At 37.0% G+C, this 18,312-nt stretch carries 10 protein-coding genes; 5 read left to right on the forward strand and 5 right to left on the reverse strand.

Annotated elements, in window-relative coordinates:
- Positions 1–6 precede the first annotated feature (6 nt).
- From J3U63_RS01335 to J3U63_RS01355, 5 genes are all read right to left on the reverse strand, one after another.
- Entirely contained in the window at positions 7–4,611 is a 4,605-nt protein-coding gene (locus J3U63_RS01335) for an autotransporter outer membrane beta-barrel domain-containing protein (RefSeq protein WP_267370255.1), read from the reverse strand.
- Between the two features lie 599 nt (positions 4,612–5,210).
- Entirely contained in the window at positions 5,211–6,959 is a 1,749-nt protein-coding gene (locus J3U63_RS01340) for an acetyl/propionyl/methylcrotonyl-CoA carboxylase subunit alpha (RefSeq protein ID WP_267370256.1), read from the reverse strand.
- Entirely contained in the window at positions 6,952–8,550 is a 1,599-nt protein-coding gene (locus J3U63_RS01345) for a 5-oxoprolinase/urea amidolyase family protein (protein WP_267370257.1), read from the reverse strand. Before J3U63_RS01345 ends, J3U63_RS01340 begins: the two co-directional genes overlap by 8 nt.
- A gap of 78 nt (positions 8,551–8,628) precedes the next feature.
- On the reverse strand, positions 8,629–9,405 hold the full coding sequence (locus J3U63_RS01350; protein ID WP_416379647.1) for a LamB/YcsF family protein: 777 nt from the start codon (positions 9,403–9,405) through the stop codon (positions 8,629–8,631).
- Between the two features lie 15 nt (positions 9,406–9,420).
- On the reverse strand, positions 9,421–10,656 hold the full coding sequence (locus J3U63_RS01355) for an NRAMP family divalent metal transporter (protein ID WP_267366719.1): 1,236 nt from the start codon (positions 10,654–10,656) through the stop codon (positions 9,421–9,423).
- A 744-nt stretch (positions 10,657–11,400) separates the two neighbouring features.
- Here J3U63_RS01355 and J3U63_RS01360 point away from each other — a divergent pair.
- From J3U63_RS01360 to J3U63_RS01380, 5 genes are all read left to right on the forward strand, one after another.
- A complete protein-coding gene (locus tag J3U63_RS01360; RefSeq protein WP_267333195.1) occupies positions 11,401–12,072 on the forward strand; it encodes a JAB domain-containing protein in 672 nt (223 codons plus the stop codon).
- A gap of 578 nt (positions 12,073–12,650) precedes the next feature.
- Entirely contained in the window at positions 12,651–15,179 is a 2,529-nt protein-coding gene (locus J3U63_RS01365; protein WP_267370258.1) for a type VI secretion system Vgr family protein, read from the forward strand.
- A 101-nt stretch (positions 15,180–15,280) separates the two neighbouring features.
- Positions 15,281–16,651, forward strand: a complete 1,371-nt coding sequence (locus J3U63_RS01370) for a hypothetical protein (protein ID WP_267370259.1) — start codon at positions 15,281–15,283, stop codon at positions 16,649–16,651.
- A gap of 26 nt (positions 16,652–16,677) precedes the next feature.
- Positions 16,678–17,481, forward strand: coding sequence for a PoNe immunity protein domain-containing protein (locus tag J3U63_RS01375; RefSeq protein WP_267370261.1), 804 nt, complete (start codon positions 16,678–16,680; stop codon positions 17,479–17,481).
- A 6-nt stretch (positions 17,482–17,487) separates the two neighbouring features.
- Positions 17,488–18,306 (forward strand): PoNe immunity protein domain-containing protein, encoded by an 819-nt coding sequence (locus tag J3U63_RS01380; protein ID WP_267343758.1) that lies wholly within the window; start codon positions 17,488–17,490, stop codon positions 18,304–18,306.
- Positions 18,307–18,312 lie beyond the last annotated feature (6 nt).

Below are 18,312 nucleotides of genomic sequence, written 5' to 3' on the forward strand. Positions count from 1 at the left end.
CTCAAACTACCAATTAGCTCTAAGCCCTAAAGATCCCGTAATAGGTGCTTTGACATTGGCATCACCGCTGTTAGACCAAGTATGACCAATTTCAGTATATGCACTTATTTGACTATTGATCTCGTAACTTCCACCAATAGCAAGCTCTGTGCTTGTATAGCCCGCACCACTTTTAATTTTTGTTGAAGCACTTGGACTTGCAAAAATAGTGCTATCATCACCATCTGGCGAATAGAACAAATTGACACGGGTATAAGGTCGTAATGTACCTAAATCAGTCTGAAAATTATTCTCTAATCGTGCACCAACTCGGAATAACCAAGAATCATTATCGTCCTGTTTAACCGTTGTTTGTCCACTTATATGGCTGTTATTGATATTTAACCATTGATGAATAATTTGTGCTTGAGGTTCTAATTTCCAATCATAATAATTTAAATTAAATGGTTTTCCCGCTTCGATTGAAGCGCTAATACCATAACCTTTTTGACTACTATTTTTATTTTCATCAGGTTTAATATCCACCTCATGACGCCCACCTTGTAGAACCAAATCTAAATAAGTGCCATCGTTTTGCATGTAATTACCATAAGCGCCAATAAAGTAAGAGTTGAGATTATTTTTACCAACTTGACCAAAGTCACCACTAGCAAAGCCATTCATATGTAACCGTCCATATAAATAACCAAAGTAGCCCCCTGCTCGCCAATTAGTATCTTCACTTAACCAAACATCACTTCCAACTTGCAAACCGGTATAATTCCCTTTACTACGTGCATCAACGTCACCATCTTGTTTAATATCTGAACGTGCAGCAATTAGTCTTCCCCAACTAGTATAATCATCAGGTAATAATGTATTACCTATACGTTGGTGCATATTACCTTGCATTATAAGGTCTGCTTGACGTAATTGAGCAGCAACTGCGGCAAACATTGGCACTTCTTTACGATAAGATACTTTATGATTAACCGGTTTATCAGGATTAGTCGGATTAACGGGCTTATCTGGATTTGTTGGGTTAACCGGTTTATCCGGGTTTGTTGGGTTTACCGGCTTATCTGGGTTAGTCGGATTAACCGGTTTATCTGGGTTAGTCGGATTAACCGGTTTATCCGGGTTTGTTGGATTAACCGGCTTATCGGGGTCTGTTGGGTTCGTTGGTTTATAAGAGCGCAAATACCAGTTTTCGTTTTCTTGATTAAGACCGCCTTTATATAAATAATATTCAAAAGCACCAACATCTATATGATTACCTTCTAAGTTAAACGCATCATTTGAACTTATACCCTTGACATTAACAATCTCAATACCATTAGTCATACCGGTGTTAGCACCTAATCCACCGACATTATTTATGTTTACTGATGTATGGCCTGAAGCATTGCCACCAATGAGCAATTTATCGGTCGGACTATTACTATCTTGAACGACTGTATCAAGTAACAATCTGCCATTTACACCATTATAATCCCCTGTAATAGTTAAATTATCCCCAGCATAACCATTATTAAGTGTAATAGTACCAGCATTATACACACTTCCTCGCACTGTAGCTTGATGCAAGGATGGCACTAAATCTAACACCGATCCCGAGCTAAGGGTTAATTTATCAGTATTAAGATCACCTGTTAGTGATAAAATGCCTGTTTGACCAACATTAATATTTTCCCAATCTAAAATAGCGACATTGTTGATACTGCCTGTTGAGTCAGAAGAACCAGTAAGATGCGTACTAAAATTAAGGACGTCTTTCTCTGACAAGTCTCCATCTCGGGTAGCTTTATGCCCACCATCAAGTACAGTTATATCAGAAATATCAGCACCTTGGTTAATATTCAACGTGTCATTACCTGTTCCAAGCAAAATTTTACCACTAACCTTAGAACCATCATTAAGATTGATAGTTGAATTCGTTACTTCGTTTCTGATAGCTGTACCAAGTATAGAATAAACATTAGCACCATTATTAAGGTTAATATACGTTGCCGTACCTGATTGACCTGTAGTGTAAATACCGGCATCTTTGTTATTATTTTGATCGTTACCATCAGCGTAAACTTTATTAGCTATATCAATAACTGTATTATCGGTGCCGTTATTATTTACATAAATACCATTATCTCGTCCATGAATGGCTCCTTGGTTTTGTTTGATACTTACACCTGAGCTTGTTGTCCCATTATCAACCTCAATACCCGCTTTTGCTTTACCTACTACAATCCCCGATGTAACGATTACAACATTGCCTTTACCTGAATTATTTAACTTAATACCATTATTAGCACCTTGGATAATACTATCTGTTGATTGTGTCAGATCTATGCCTGTCGTATTATTTTGATTAGAGACATCTATCGCATCATCTAACGTCGAGTTAATTTTACCATTTAAAACTAAAGTAGATGATCCCTCGCCATTATTTATCAAATTCACGCCTTTACTATGACCTTTTATATCACCAGATTGTGTTACTGTAAATTTTAACTCTCTGGTTTTAAGACCATTATTAATCAAAATCGCTTCAGCATTATAGCCATTTACTTCACCAGCAATTTCGATATCTGTTAACCCTTGACCATTATTGAGTGCATTAATACCATTATAAAAACCCGTAATACTGCCATCAGACTGTTTAATGTTTAAATCATTAGTTGTATCGTTATTAACGACCAATAAAGCATGTTGAGAATCACCCACAATGACACTAGATGTCTCAATATAGGTCGAAGCCAATCCATTATTAATTAAATAAACACCATTTGTCTTGCCATTTATGCTCCCACCAGACTGAATAAAATTTAATTCATCTGTCTGATTACCATTTTCTGCAAATACCGCTTCATTAGTATTAGCTGACACAGTACCGGATAAACCGATATTGGTTGTTCCTTTACCATTATTCTTGAGATTAATACCCTTTCCATTACCAGTGATAGTACCATTATATTGATTTATCGTAAGAGAATTGGCTGTATTACCATTAGTGATTGAAACACCATCATTTTGATAACTCAAAATATAACTGCTCAAATCTATCTGAGTAGAACCTCGACCATTATTTATGACATTTATACCGTTATTGTGACCACGGATATATCCTATAGACTGTGTAAGATTGATATTTGTAGCACTTTCTTCTTGATTGATAGCCTTAATGCCATCTTCTTGTTGACCAGTAACATCACCTGATATATTCATAATAATAGAGCTGTTACCTTTGTTGACAAAATTTAGCCCATTATTATGCCCCTTAATTGAACCTGATGTTTGATCTAATTTTAAAAGATCCGAACCCGTTTCATTTATCGCAATAATGCCATCTTTCTGTTGTCCTTCCACACCATTTCTGGTTGTAATGGTTGTCGCTCCTTTACCTTTATTTAATAAATTTAAACCATTAACATTTCCCCAAATACTTCCTCCACCCTGTGTTATGGATAATTTAGTTGAGTCTGGGTTTAAATTTTGAACCACAATCCCATCTTGCTGTTCACCAATTATTTTACCAGAAAGGTTAAAAGTACTTTCTCCTCTACCCTTATTAATAACGGTAATCCCATTATTATGACCGGTAACTTCACTTTGTTCGAACTGAGTGATAAATACATCTGATCCTGTTTCAGCTGTTTCAGAGTAAATTGCATCACTATTACTTCCTATTACTTTTCCCTTTGTCAAAATACTGGTTTTCTCTGAACCAGAATTATAAACAGAAATACCATAAGTATTACCAGAAATTATACTTTTTTCTTCTAATTGGTTTATAGTAATTATTTTGCTTTGATTACTATTTTTAACAAAAATACCTTCGCCATTGACCCCTTTTACCGAACCTGAAACCAGAATTTCGGTATTACCTTTACCTTGATTATCGACATTTATACCACGATTACCACCCGTAATAACCCCTTCTGGTTTAGCATTATTTATTGAAATGTCGGTTGCCTGATTACCATTAATCACCGATATCCCATCTTCTTGGTTACCATTAACAGCACCTGAAGTATTAACATTCGTTGTACTTTTCCCATTATTAACAACTAAAATCCCTGTTTTTCCACCTGTAATACTACCATTGGTTAATTGTGTGATAATAATATCTGTCGAGTTTTCAGCATTTTCAGCCACAATTCCATAATCTGTACCGCCCAGTATGGTTCCAGCAGTATTTATTGATAAAGTATTTGTACCTTGATGTACCAAGTTTAGACCACTAGTGCTGCCTGTAATTTTACCTGCTGTTTGTCCAAAGATTAAACTGTCTGTATCAGTCGCAGAAGTATATTCATATCCATTGCCACTATTATTTGTAACATCGCTATTTTGGCTCAAATGGATTGAACGCCCACGCGTGCTAATGCTTGAAAAGCGCTGAATATAATTAGCAGTATCAGTGTTAAATAAAGTTGAAGAATGAGTGGTAGAACAAGACTGATCAATTTGATCATTCTTACTACAGTTCGCATAACTAGGCGAAATCATAGCCGCAGTTATGCTAGTTGTAATGATATTAATCAAAAATGTTTTACGTTTAGATTGTGCCTTCCTTAAGCTGTCAATATCATGTTGACGCGATGTGTTCCAAATTAACTTAGATACTTTGTTCATATTTCCTCTCACAAAAGCAATTATTGGCTTTCATCCAATTTTTTTATAGAAAAACATGAAAAACTTAATTAATTGGTTATTTTTATAATGTTGCACTTAAATTTTAAAAACTGGTTTATTTATTGACTAAGTAATTTGAATAACACAATAAATCTTCAAAACTAGAATGACTTGTTGAATAAATAACGCTAAAAACTATTTTTAAAAATTTAAGATGGAAAAAAGAAAAGCTTTTGGTAACTCGATACCTTTTTTACAATCAATTGTATACATACCGAATTATCAATTTATATTTCACCATATGGAGAGTAAAACAGCAATCAAATTATAAAAATTTACATAATATTGAGTAAAATCAATTTTAAGACAAAATAATCAAAATCACGTATATTAATGATTAATATTGGCTTTTAATATATTGATATATTTGATTCAAATTTACCTATTACAGTAATCATCAAATCAACACAGTTAGAAATGATTTTAAAATTACATATAAACATATTGGCAAGTATTTCACATTAATATACTCACCAATATATGTTATGTGTTGATAAAATTATTAATTTGGAGAAGCTTATTAATAACTTCACATTGGTTTAACTTATTTCAGCGATTTTAGTCCCTGCATTAATGTATTCGCCTTCTTTGAGTTCATGCGTTAAAATGCCCGATCGATGTGCTGTGATAGGAACCTCCATTTTCATGGCTTCCATAACTGCTATCACTTCACCTTGATTGACACTTTGATGATCATTAATCAACCATTTAAATAAACTTCCCGATACAGGTGACTCAACACTAAAAGTAGAATTGGACTCTAGTGTCAAAGAGGGTTCTGCCAAAGAAAGTTTAGTTGATGTTGATAATCCAGCAAAAAGATTTGTAGGCAAACCAAGTTTGCAACGTTTACCATCTATTTCAATAAAAGTATGGGTGATACTTGGTTCTAAATGTGGTATTTGTCTTTTGGCAGGTTGTAAAGTTGCAGAGAATTCTGTTTCAATCCAACGAGTATGTACTTTGAAATCAGTTGTGAAATCAGGACTTTCAAGTACTTCTCGATGAAATGGTAGAACGGATGCAACGCCATCAATGACAAACTCAGCTAATGCTCTTTTAGCCCTAGCAATTGCTTGTTCTCGATTTTTACCGACAATAATTAATTTAGCCATCAAGGAATCAAATGTTGCTGGGATAGTCGATCCTGTTTTTACTCCACTATCTAAGCGTACACCGGGTCCAGACGGGGCATCAAATCGAGTAATCATCCCTGCAGCAGGTAAAAAACCATTTGCCACATCCTCTGCATTGATACGAAATTCAATAGCATGGGCACGAGGAATTGGCATTTGCTCAATGCTAAGTGGTAAACCTTGCGCAATGCGGAGTTGTTCAATAACCAGATCAATGCCGGTTGTTTCTTCGGTAACAGGATGCTCAACTTGTAGACGTGTATTGACCTCAAGAAAAGATAATTTACCATCTTGGCTTAATAAAAACTCAACTGTACCCACACCAACATAGTTTGCCTTAGCACAGATATCAATCGAAGCCTTTATAATTTGTTGTTCTAACTGCTCACTAATAAAAGGCGCCGGCGATTCTTCAATTAACTTTTGGTTGCGGCGCTGTAATGAACAATCCCGAGTCCCTACCACCACAATATTACCCAAGCTATCAGCAATAATTTGCGCTTCAACATGACGTGGATTATGCAAAAATTGTTCTAAAAAACACTCGCCCCGCCCAAATGCGGCGGCTGCTTCACGCACAGCAGAATGATAAAGTTCTTCAACTTCATCCATTTGCCACGCAACTTTTAAACCTCGACCACCGCCACCAAAAGCTGCTTTTATCGCAATCGGCAGGCCATGCATATGTGCAAACTCAACCACTTCTTTGGCGTTTTTAACGGGCTCTTTAGTACCCATCACCAACGGTGCCCCGACTTCAATAGCAAGTTTTCTGGCTTCAACTTTATCGCCTAATATTTCGATGGTTTCTGGATTCGGCCCAATCCAAATTAAACCCGCATCTTGTACTGCTTTAGCAAATTCTACTCGTTCAGACAAAAAACCATAACCTGGATGAACCATAGTTGCACCAGATTTTTTTGCGATGGTAATAATTTTATCAATATCTAGGTAAGTTTCGCTTGGTTTATTACCAAATAAACCATATGCCTCATCAGCCATTTGGGTATGAAGCGACTCAAGATCGGCATCAGCATATATCGCAACCGACAAAAATCCGATATCACGACAAGCACGTATTATACGCACAGCAATTTCGCCACGGTTAGCAATCAATACTTTATGCACTATTTTTTTATTATGTTCAGACATGATCAACATGACTCCCTTCGAATTCTTTAAACATCCCAATAGGATTAAATTTTATTTTAGCATTGACAGGAATTTGACCTGCTAAATCTAAATGATAGTTACAAACAGCACCAATGACTGGATAACCGCCCGTTAAAGGGTGATCATTTAAAAACAGCACGGGTTGTCCATTTGCTGGAATCTGTATAGCGCCAATAACGGTTCCTTCACTAGGTAGTTCTTGATGCTTTTCACGTGCTAATGGTGTATCGCCTAATAAGCGCAGTCCTATCCGATTAGAAGCTGGTGTAACTTGCCATAATTGTGAAGTAAGTAGCGATATTGCTTGCTTTGTAAACCAATCCGTACGCGGTCCTAGTACAATATCTAACTCAACCACATCATTAGAAGACGGATAATGTAAAGCCGGTGTTTGAGTTAAAGAAACAGGATTTAATTTTTGCTGATGTTTAATTGCTAACGTATCACCAACTTTAAGCGGTGCAGGCCCGACTTGTGCAAGAGTATCAAAAGAACAACTAGTTAAAATCGGTAATACTTCAAACCCACCTCTCACCGCAAAATAACTTCGTACACCACTTTTAACGTGGCCTAAATAAATCGTATCACCATGCTCTAACTGAATAGGTTGATACATTGAGGCTTGATATCTTTCACCTGTTGAGGTTGATATCGTGATATCACAGACCGCACCTGTTACCGCAACTAGCATAGGGCTATTTATTTGAGCACTAAACCCACCTTGAGTAATTTCTAATGTGGCCTCATTAATTGGATTGCCTAAAACACGATTAGCACTATGTAGCGCCGTTTTATCCATTGCTCCTGATTCTGAAATACCTAAAGCTGCTTGCCCCATTCGACCATTGTCTTGCAAAAGCGTTTGTAAACCGGTCGATAATATTTTGATATCGGATGTTGGTTCAATAACACTATTTGGCCTTTTAGTCGTAGGTAAATGATATTGTACTGCCGTTTTACTCGCATCTACAAAATTAACACGAGTGCCCGGCTTAAATAGAGCTGGTTGCTCACGATAAATATCCCATACAGCGACGTCTGTGATACCTATTAATTGCCAACCACCGGGACTTGCTTGTGGATAAATACTACTAAACTCGCCAGCTAAAGCAACAGAACCTGCTGGAATACGAACCCGAGGTGACTGTCGACGTGGTACATCCAGTTGAGCTGTTTTCGATACCATATAAGCAAAGCCTGGAGCAAATCCACAAAACGCAACTTGGTATTCATTACTGGTATGACGCGTAATAACTTCATCAACCGTTATACCCAAATATTGAGCAACTTGATCTAAATCTTCACCATTATAACGAACAGGAATGGTTATTTGTTCACCTGATTTTATTACATCCGATGTTATATCGAGTTTTACAATGTGGTTAGCAAGAGTATTCGCATCAATTGTTATTGGATTATAACGAATCAAAATGGTGCGCGCTGCGGGAATAATCTCTTTTATATTTCCTTGTGCTAACAAGCTTTGCAGCGAATTCGTCAGAGCCATTGTTTGCTCAAGGGAAGCGAGCTCAACAATCAGTGCATCAATATTAACAGGTAAAAAACGCATTAAACACCTCGGTAAATGGTAAATACTTCAAGACTAAATAGAGATATTTTGTCTAAATGTACAACGTTGTGGGCAAGTTTACACATCTTTCACCTTTGCAAATGAGGTTACTGTAATGCCATTTTGTTGTAATCTTTCTTTCACTTTTTGCGCCATAGCTAAAGCCCCAGAACTGTCACCATGCACACAAATTGAGCCAGCATCAATACGAACAAATTGACCATCAATCGAGGTAACACCGCCTTCATTGACCAATTGTAACATTCGCTGAGCAACTAAATCAGGATCATGCAATACTGCACCTTCTTGTTTTCGAGAAACTAATGTCCCATCAGCATGATAAGCACGATCAGCAAAAGCTTCAGCTACAACATTTAAGCCTTTATCTTTTGCCCAATTAATTAACTGCGAACCTGCAAGTGCTACCAATGTCAATGCTGGGTCAATAAGACAAATTGCTTCAATCACTGCCATTGCTTGACGTTTATCATGTGCAATAGTGTTATATAACGCACCGTGAGGTTTAACATAACTCACTTTACTACCAATTGACGTTGCTAACCCTTTTAAAGCGCCAATCTGGTAAATGACATCGGCAATTAATTCTTCGGTCGCAATGTCCATATTTCGACGACCAAAACCCACTAAGTCTGGATAACCAACATGCGCACCAATGGCCACATTATTTAATTTGGCAGCGTTTAATGTTTTTAAGATTCCCTCAGGGGAACCAGCATGAAAACCACAGGCAATATTTGCACTACTTACGATTTTTAGAATTGCTTCGTCATTACCCATTTTCCATTGACCAAAACTTTCGCCAAGGTCACTATTTAAATCAATCAATTTGTCGATGATCATATTGCCCTTCTATTTTAAATAATTGAAGATAGTCGCTACTGACATGGCTCCCATATACCAAGTAATAGCACAGACTACGACACCGGACCATAATAACCATCGAGGAAAATGATAACCAGACATCAGATCAGATCGTCGCCATCCAATATAAACAAAAATAGTTAAACCCAGTGGTAATACTAAACCATTAAAGCCTCCAGCAAAGACTAACAATGACACTGGGGCTGTTCCCATAATTAAATAAACAGCAAGCGAAGTAACAATAAATATAATGGTGGCAATTTTTCGTTGTCTTTCTGTAATATTACGTTTGAACGGCGTTATAAATGTCATAGAAGTATAAGCAGCGCCAATAATACTCGTTATTGCAGCTGCCCATAAAATCAAACCAAAAATGCGTAGTCCTAATTCCCCTAACGCTGCTTGAAACGCCTGTGATGCAGGATTAGCCGCATAACTTGAAATATCAATAGTCACACCACTTGCAACAACACCTAAAATAGCTAAAAACAAAATGTAACGCATTAAACCAACGACCATTATGCCTTTAGTTGCTGCACCTGAAACATAGTCAATATGTTCAACACCCACCATTCCTTTGTCTAGTAATCGATGAGCACCAGCATAAGAAATATAACCACCAACCGTACCTCCTACAATTGTGGTAATCGAAGCAAAATCAATGCTACTAGGGAAAACCGTTTCTTTTAACGCTTCACCTACTGGTGGATGTGAAGCAAACACCACAAATAATGTCAGAATAATCATTAATAAACCAAAACCGATCATTAAGCGATCAATAAAGTGACTGGCTTGTCGGGATGAAAATATATAAACTGACATTAACGCACTGATTGCCCCTCCCCATTTAGGATCGAGTCCAACCAATGCGTTTAAACCTAATCCAGCTCCAGCAATATTACCAATATTAAAAACTAATCCACCAAATATAATAAGCATAGCTAAAACATAGCCACTAAAAGGAATAGTTGCATTAGCAATATCTGAAGAGTTCATTTTGGTTAAAGCAACAACGCGCCAAATATTTTGTTGCACCACAAAATCGATAATAATAGAAGCTAAAATACCAAAAGCAAAAGCGGTACCTAAAGTAACGGTAAAGGTGGCTGTTTGAGTAATAAATCCCGGACCTATTGCCGAAGTGGCCATTAGAAAAATGGCACTTATTAACGAAGAGCGCCGCTTTTTTACAAAAGCAACTGTACTACTGCTATGATTTTCCATATGCATATTTCCTCTAAACTTATTTCTATAATTATTGACTTAATTATATTCAATATTATTACAAGCAATTACTATGCCAGTAGTTCTTAACATCTTTATAAAAGTGGATAAATATAATTACTGTTTTTAAAGTAAAAAACTAATAAAAAATAATTATAATGTTTTAGTAACGGATAATAATTGAGTTATAGTGTTCAAAAAGATGGCTAGTTTTGCACCAAAATGAGAAAAAATCATGCCATCAAATGGTGCAAACAATGTAAAGTAACCTTACTAAAAATAACATTTTATGTAAAGATGTTTAAGGTAATATAGATATTTAAGTATAAAAAGTAACATAAATTTGTCTATTTTATATCAATATGGCAACACAAACACGATGCCATTTGTCGATCTTTACTCGATCGTACGATATAAAAAAGTGCCTATTTAACCTCATTCTATTGTTTGAAGCGGTTTAAAAAGTCGATTTACGCGAACATGTCTATAATTTGGCATTGAACAATCAATGATCTCGTGAGCATTAATCATGTCTAAATGTAAAGTTTTTCTCAACACGTTCAAATATTTTTACTGTCGAAAAGCACATTCAATGTCGTTTACTTATCCCGTTTATTATTATCCTAAAATCACTACGAAATAAGCAATAAATCTTGATAAATAAGGGACGCAAAAGCCATTGCTTACAATACCATCTGATTTATGTTATATTTCGTACATTTTTTATCTAAATACGAATTGCGAATGGATATTAAGCTGGGCAAAAATGATAAACGTTATATTGAAGGAACTGATGATGTTTATAACATCATGAAAAACGTATTACTACGTGATAACAAAATAGATCAAGAAAAAGAACATTTCTGGATTATCGGTTTAAACGCTGCTGGCTATATTGTACATATTGAACTTATCGCTTTAGGCGCCTACAAATCAGTCAATATCGAAACAATGAATGTCTTTCGAGTGGCTGTAATGAAAAATGCATCACGTGTGATTGCGGTACACAATCACCCTTCAGGACGCTTAGCCCCCTCTGTGTGTAATAAAGATATGACCGATCGCCTAATTCAAGTTGGACGAATTCTTAACATCGAACTAGTTGATCATCTAATTATTTCAACCAAAACTTATGTTAGTTTCAAAGCTATTGGATTAATGGACGAACTGGAAAAAAGCTTGAAATATGTCCCTGCTTATCAAATTATGGAACAAATCCGCAAAGAAGAAAAAGCCATAGCAAAAGAGAAACTAGCATGTGAAAAACATAAAACAAAATCAGAAAAAGTTAGAAGGGAAAAATTAGAGATCATCATGGTTACAACCTTATTAGAAAAAGGCATGGATAAGCAAGCTATCGCCAAAATAATGGGAATTACACTTAAACAAATAGAAAAATTATTAAATAAAAAATAATAAACATCATTTACAATCTATCTTTTTGACGTTTACACACAGATTAAATAACATAACTAAAAAATTAAAAACAATTTATCTAAGTCAGGTAAATAAGCTAGCTAAGTTATTACAGCAACAATCAATAAACGAGGTGGTACAATTAACTTTGCAAAGCAATAGTTTAGAAGATGATAAACTAATACAACAAGTAGAGCAAAGTTTACCCACACTAAAACACACTGTTGAAGCACTAGAATATACTTATCATCTAAAAAAAATTTTGAAAAACTCAAATACCACAAACGATTAGAATATGGTTATAGTATCTGGACGTATGCGGTTGAAAGCCCGAAAAGTACCAAAAGTGCATGGCTATTTGTACAATGCTTATTACTGATATTGTTTACAAAAAATGTGATTTAAAGATTATTACCAACATTAACTACAGGCTAATATTACAATAATATAAAAATAATTGATATAAATTAATAAATAACCTATCATTCTGAGAATTAATTCGCTTATCGTTATTACGTATAAAACAATTTAATAAGTGAACAATAATAAAAATTGATTGCAAATAATAAGAAATTCCTATGTTGATCTCACAGCGAGAAACAGGGTATCTTGGTTCTATCATTTCTGATTCTTTGAACAACCGTTATACATTAAAACTTAGTGATCTCTCATCACTTTCGATAGTCTCGGTTGTCGGACGTGAATCACTCAATACCCCTTGGCGGTATGAAATCATCTTTACCAGCCCCAATAAACAGCTGCGAATCAATCATTTATTGAGTCAGCCTGCCTCGTTAACCTTTGAAGCCCCCAGCCTTGCGAAGCAATTAGCATACATCAGTTCCCTAGATATGCCGATACTTCCGCGCACCCTGTATGGAGTGATCACTGAGTTTAGTTTGTTATCTGTCAGTAAAGACGAAGCCCGCTACTGTGTCGTCTTGCAGCCACGCCTTGCCTTATTTGCAAACGACCACTACAGTGCGATTTACCAGAATCAAAGTGTGGTTAGCGTGGTCGAAGAAATACTCAGACGGCATAGTTTTACGGGGGTGGATTATCGGCTTGAGCTCAAAGATAGCTACCCAGCGCGCGAGTTTATTACTCAGTGGCAAGAAAGTGACCTCGAATTTATCCAGCGTCTATTGAGTGATGTTGGAATTTGGTTTCGATTTGAAAGCCATGCTGAGCATCACTGTGATGTGTTAGTTCTCAGTGACTATGAACAAGGCTTTGAGGATGCTGGGCAGATTGCGGTTAAAGCCACCAGCGGCATGGTGGATGGCAGGCAAAACAGCGTTTGGGATGTGCAGTTTACCAGTACGACGCAGCCTAAGGATGTTATTACCCAAGATTACAATTACCGCACCGCAGACGCTGACCAATATTCACAGGTTAATACTGATGCTAAAGATGATACCACTGTGGGTACGGACTACCGTTATGGTGAGCACTACAAAAACAAAGGTGATGATAGTGAGGTTGAAAGCGGTCAGTGGTATGCGAGCATTCGCCATCAGGCACACCTCAGTCAAAAACTGATTATTCAGGGGGAATGTAACGACTATAACTTAATGCCGGGTCAACGGATGATTATCGAGGGCAGTGCCATTGATGATATTGATGAGGGGATTATCATCCTTTCGACTAAAAGCTATGGTGACCGCAGTGAGTCCTATCGATGTCACTTTACCGCCATCCCATATGACGTATTAAAACCGTATCGACCACAGCCACTCCGTTGGCCACAAGTGACTGGCACATTACCTGCGAGAGTGACTAGTCCGGATAACGATACCTATGGGTATATTGATACCATAGGTCGTTATCGCGTTAAGTTTGATTTTGACCTAAAAACGTGGAAAAACGGCGAAGAGAGCTTATGGGTACGGCTGGCCAAACCGTATGCGGGTGATACCTATGGTTTTCACTTCCCGTTAATTGATGGTACGGGCGTTGCCATCGCATTCACTGAGGGAAATCCAGATAGGCCGTATATTGCTCATGCCTTGCATGACTCAACTCATCCTGACCACGTGGCAACGATCAACAAACACCGCAATGTTATTCGCACACCGGCCAACAACAAACTACGGATGGATGATAAACGCGGTCAAGAGCACGTTAAATTGGCCACCGAATACGGCAAAACCCAGCTTAACTTAGGTCATTTGGTTAATCGAAATAAAGAGCAGCGTGGTGAGGGTTTTGAGCTGCGCACCGATGAATGGGGAGCGATAGCAGCCAATAAAGGACTCTATCTTACTGCCCAAACGGAACCGAAAGCGCAAGGTAAGCAGCTTGATATGCAAGGTGCTATCACGCAACTGGAAAATTCATTGTCAATTGCTAAAGCGCTACATAACGCGGCGCAAACCGCGCAAGCGCACCCTTCTGACATTGATAATCAACAACAACTCCAAGCCTCCTTAACGCAGCTCAAACAAGCCGGCATTTTAGCCTATGCACCGGAAGGGATTGCGTTAACCAGTGATAACAATATCCAATTATCCTCTGCAAGTAGTATAACGACGACCTCCGAAAACCATACCGATATTAGTGCACTGCAAAACATTACCTTAGCGGCTGAAGAATCCATCAGTTTATTTGCTCATAAAACAGGCATGAAGCTGTTTGCCAATCAAGGCAAGGTAGAAGTTCAGGCACAAAATGATGCAATGGAAATTGCCGCTAAGCAAGATATTAGGGTTGATAGTGTGGATGGTTCGTTATTAATTTCAGCATCAAAGGATATTACCATTGTATGCGGGGGGTCCTATATCAAAATTAGTGGAAGTGGCATAGAGCTAGGAACGTCAGGTAATGTCAGTGTGAAATCCGCGGCGCTTGAAAAAATGGGACCATCACAACTCAATCTATCACCGACACTTTTACCTGTTCCGTTTGTTGATAGCTCTGGGCAGCTTAAACTCTTTTACCATGACAGTGATTTAAATCCAATTCCTCGAGCGAGTTATCGGGTTGAATTTGAAGATGGTTCTGTGCGCGAAGGCATTTTAGATGACAATGGTGAAGCTTTGCTTGAAGATACTCCACTTGGTCAAGCAAATGTCTATTTTGATACGATAATAATGAAATTGAGTTAGAAGATGATGAAGAACTTGAACAAGAATTTGAAAATGATGAGCAAAATGATGCCATTAGTGACGAGGCTTCTCAAGATGAAAAAAATGCTTATGCTGAAATTATGGGCGATATGGCCTATGCAGTAGCTTCAAGTATTCCACCATTGTCATTAGCAGTAGCTGTATCTGAAGTGGCAAAAGCAGCTTGGGATTTGTTTAATTCAACATCACGCGCTGAGTCTTCACAAGCGAAATTTCAACTGTTGATGGGGATTATCTGTGTTATTCCCGGTGTCGGTGGCGGATTTAGATTAGCATTTAAATCATTGATTAGAAAACCGCAGTTTTATGGTCCAGTGATGTTTGATGTGGTTGTGGCGATTTTAGAAGAAGCTAATCGCCTTTTTAAAATGGACTTGCCACTAAATCCGGAAAAATATCTAACACAGATGATAGATGTTCCTGTGTTGCAAGGATATCTTGATGATATTCGAGTTAAAAGCGTTACTGAACTTAGTGAATATACAGCGGCTCGTTGGCTTGGATTACCTGAAAAGCTAGATGAGTTTTTACGTGTTGTTAGCGGCCAATTAACCACCATTATTGAAGATATACTCGCTCCTGCTGTGCGAATTGCTATTGAGCGTTGTATCATGCGCCGCAAAAATTCAGCAACAACCAGTAACGTCACCGCTAAAAACAAAAACGCTGGTGCATCCACAACAAATAAGGATAGCACACCGACAGTAACAAAAAGTCGAGGTAACTTGACAGCTCGAATCAAAAGTCAGTTTAACAATATCAATATGAACTTTGTTATTGGTGGTGTGGGCGAACATATTGCTGATTATTATTGCCTAGAAGAGTTGGGTTGGGGGAAAGGGCAATGGGAGGGGCATGATAAAGCTAAGCAAGGGACATGGAAACAATCACCGAGTTCATTACATTTAGGTAAACTCAATGATGCTAAAAAACTAAACCATAACAGTGCAATAGGCAATGATACAGGGATAGACGGCTTATGGCGAGCAGATCCGCTTACTAACCAAGGGAAAAAATACGCAGTAATTGAAGCAAAAGCCACTGCGGGTGTAGCGAGGCCAACGACTAAATATGTTGCAAGTAGATTAGGTGTATTGAAAGAAACGGATAAAGGAAAACCTATCGTACAGATGAGTTATAAATGGATTAACGATCGTATTAAAATTGAATCATCAAAATTACGAGGGGATTCTTTAACCGATATTAATAATGCTATTATTCGGAAAAATTTACAGAGTTTATATTGTAGGCATATTATAGTTGTATCTTTATTATTTGAACCTGGACTATCACATATCGAAGCTTTACTTGATGACACTAAAACGGATCTTGATCACGTTGTCCATCATGGTGTGGTAATACATAAATATGGTGAGCCTACTATTGAAAATATTATCCAAGAAAAACATCGACGTATTAAAAACAAAGGCAGTAGTAATAAGCCTAAGTAAAGAATAAATTGAGGAGACAAACAAATATGTCAAAATTTGAACAACAACGCCGCCAGAAACTATTAGATGAAGATTTTTATCCATATGTTCAAGAAAGGTTTAATTGGGAGATAAAAGAGTTTAAAAAAAAGATACAATCTATTAAAGATCCTTTTATGGAATCAATGATAGATCTTTATTATCAACAGTTATGCCTTGATTATACAGTAGGTAAACCGATTGCTGATTTATTGCCGACGATGGACACAGTAATAAATTATACCGAAAATACAATTGATCACGTTAACCGATATAATCATGCTCACCCAGATGACAAGGCAGAAATTACAATTTTAACTGAGTATTTTGAAACGGAAACATTATCGAATCTATTAGGTTTAGCTATTTTATTTGACCGCCAAGATTGGTTTGAAACCATTGTTAAAGCTGTTGATTTTGACAAAGAAAATCGAGAAAAAGCGTTAGATAGTCTGATTGCTATGAAAATTCCTAACTATCCGATTACCGAAGCAAAAACGCCACGAGAACTGAGCTTTCGCAACCCCCTTTATAAAGCGATTCATGCCGAGACCCCTAAAGATACCTTAAAGTTCTTAGATGAATACTTACGCCGTTGGTACGATGGATTACGTAAAGCAGGCTATGTCTATATTGATAGTCATTTATTGCAACAAGGCGACTCGCGAGATTGTTGTTCATTTTATGGCTACTGGTGTTTTGAAGCCGCTGCTGTTGCGTATTTAAAAAATATTGATGACAGTACGTTACACCGTTTTATGTACTACCCAAAAGACATGGTTCAATATGCACGGGCAAATCATGGAGCTTAATTGAAAATGACTGATACTGAGTTATCCAAATTTGAACAACAAAGCCGTCAGAAACTATTAGATGAGGATTTTTATCCTTATGTACAAAATAATCTAAATTGGTTAATAAATCAATTTGAAACACAAATAAAACAGACTAAAGACCCTTTTGTTGAGTCGATGATAAATGCTCAATATGAACAGTTTTGTTTAGATTACACTGTAGGCAAACCAATCTCGACATTATTTTCTCGCCTAGAAATTATTATTGGATATACAAAAAATTCAATCAGTTTTGTAGATCGACATAATTTAGCTAATCCAAATGACACAATGAATATTTCTATTCTAACAGAATATTTTGAATCTGAAATTCTCTCTAATCTATTAGGCCTATGTGTTTTATTTGAACGCCAAGATTGGTTTGAAATTATTGTAAAAGCCGTCGATTTAGATCAAGAAAATCGAGAGAAAGCTATCGATAGTCTCATTGCCATGAAAATTCCTAACTATCCGATTACCGAATCAAAAACTTTCAGAGAGTTCAGTTTCAGAAATCCACTTTATAAAGCAATTCATGCCGAGACCCCTAAAGCTACCTTAAAGTTTTTAGATGAATACTTACGCCGTTGGTACGATGGATTACGTAAAGCAGGCAATGTCTATATTGATATTCATCTATTACAGCAAGGTGATTCACGAGACTGTTGCACATTCCATGGTTATTGGTGTTTTGAAGCCGCTGCTGTTGCGTATTTAAAAAATATTGATGACAGTACGTTACACCGTTTTATGTACTACCCAAAAGATATGGTAGAGTATGCACGGGCAAATCATGGAGCTTAATTGAAA

This window comes from Gilliamella sp. B2838, assembly GCF_026536185.1.
Classification (GTDB): domain Bacteria; phylum Pseudomonadota; class Gammaproteobacteria; order Enterobacterales; family Orbaceae; genus Gilliamella.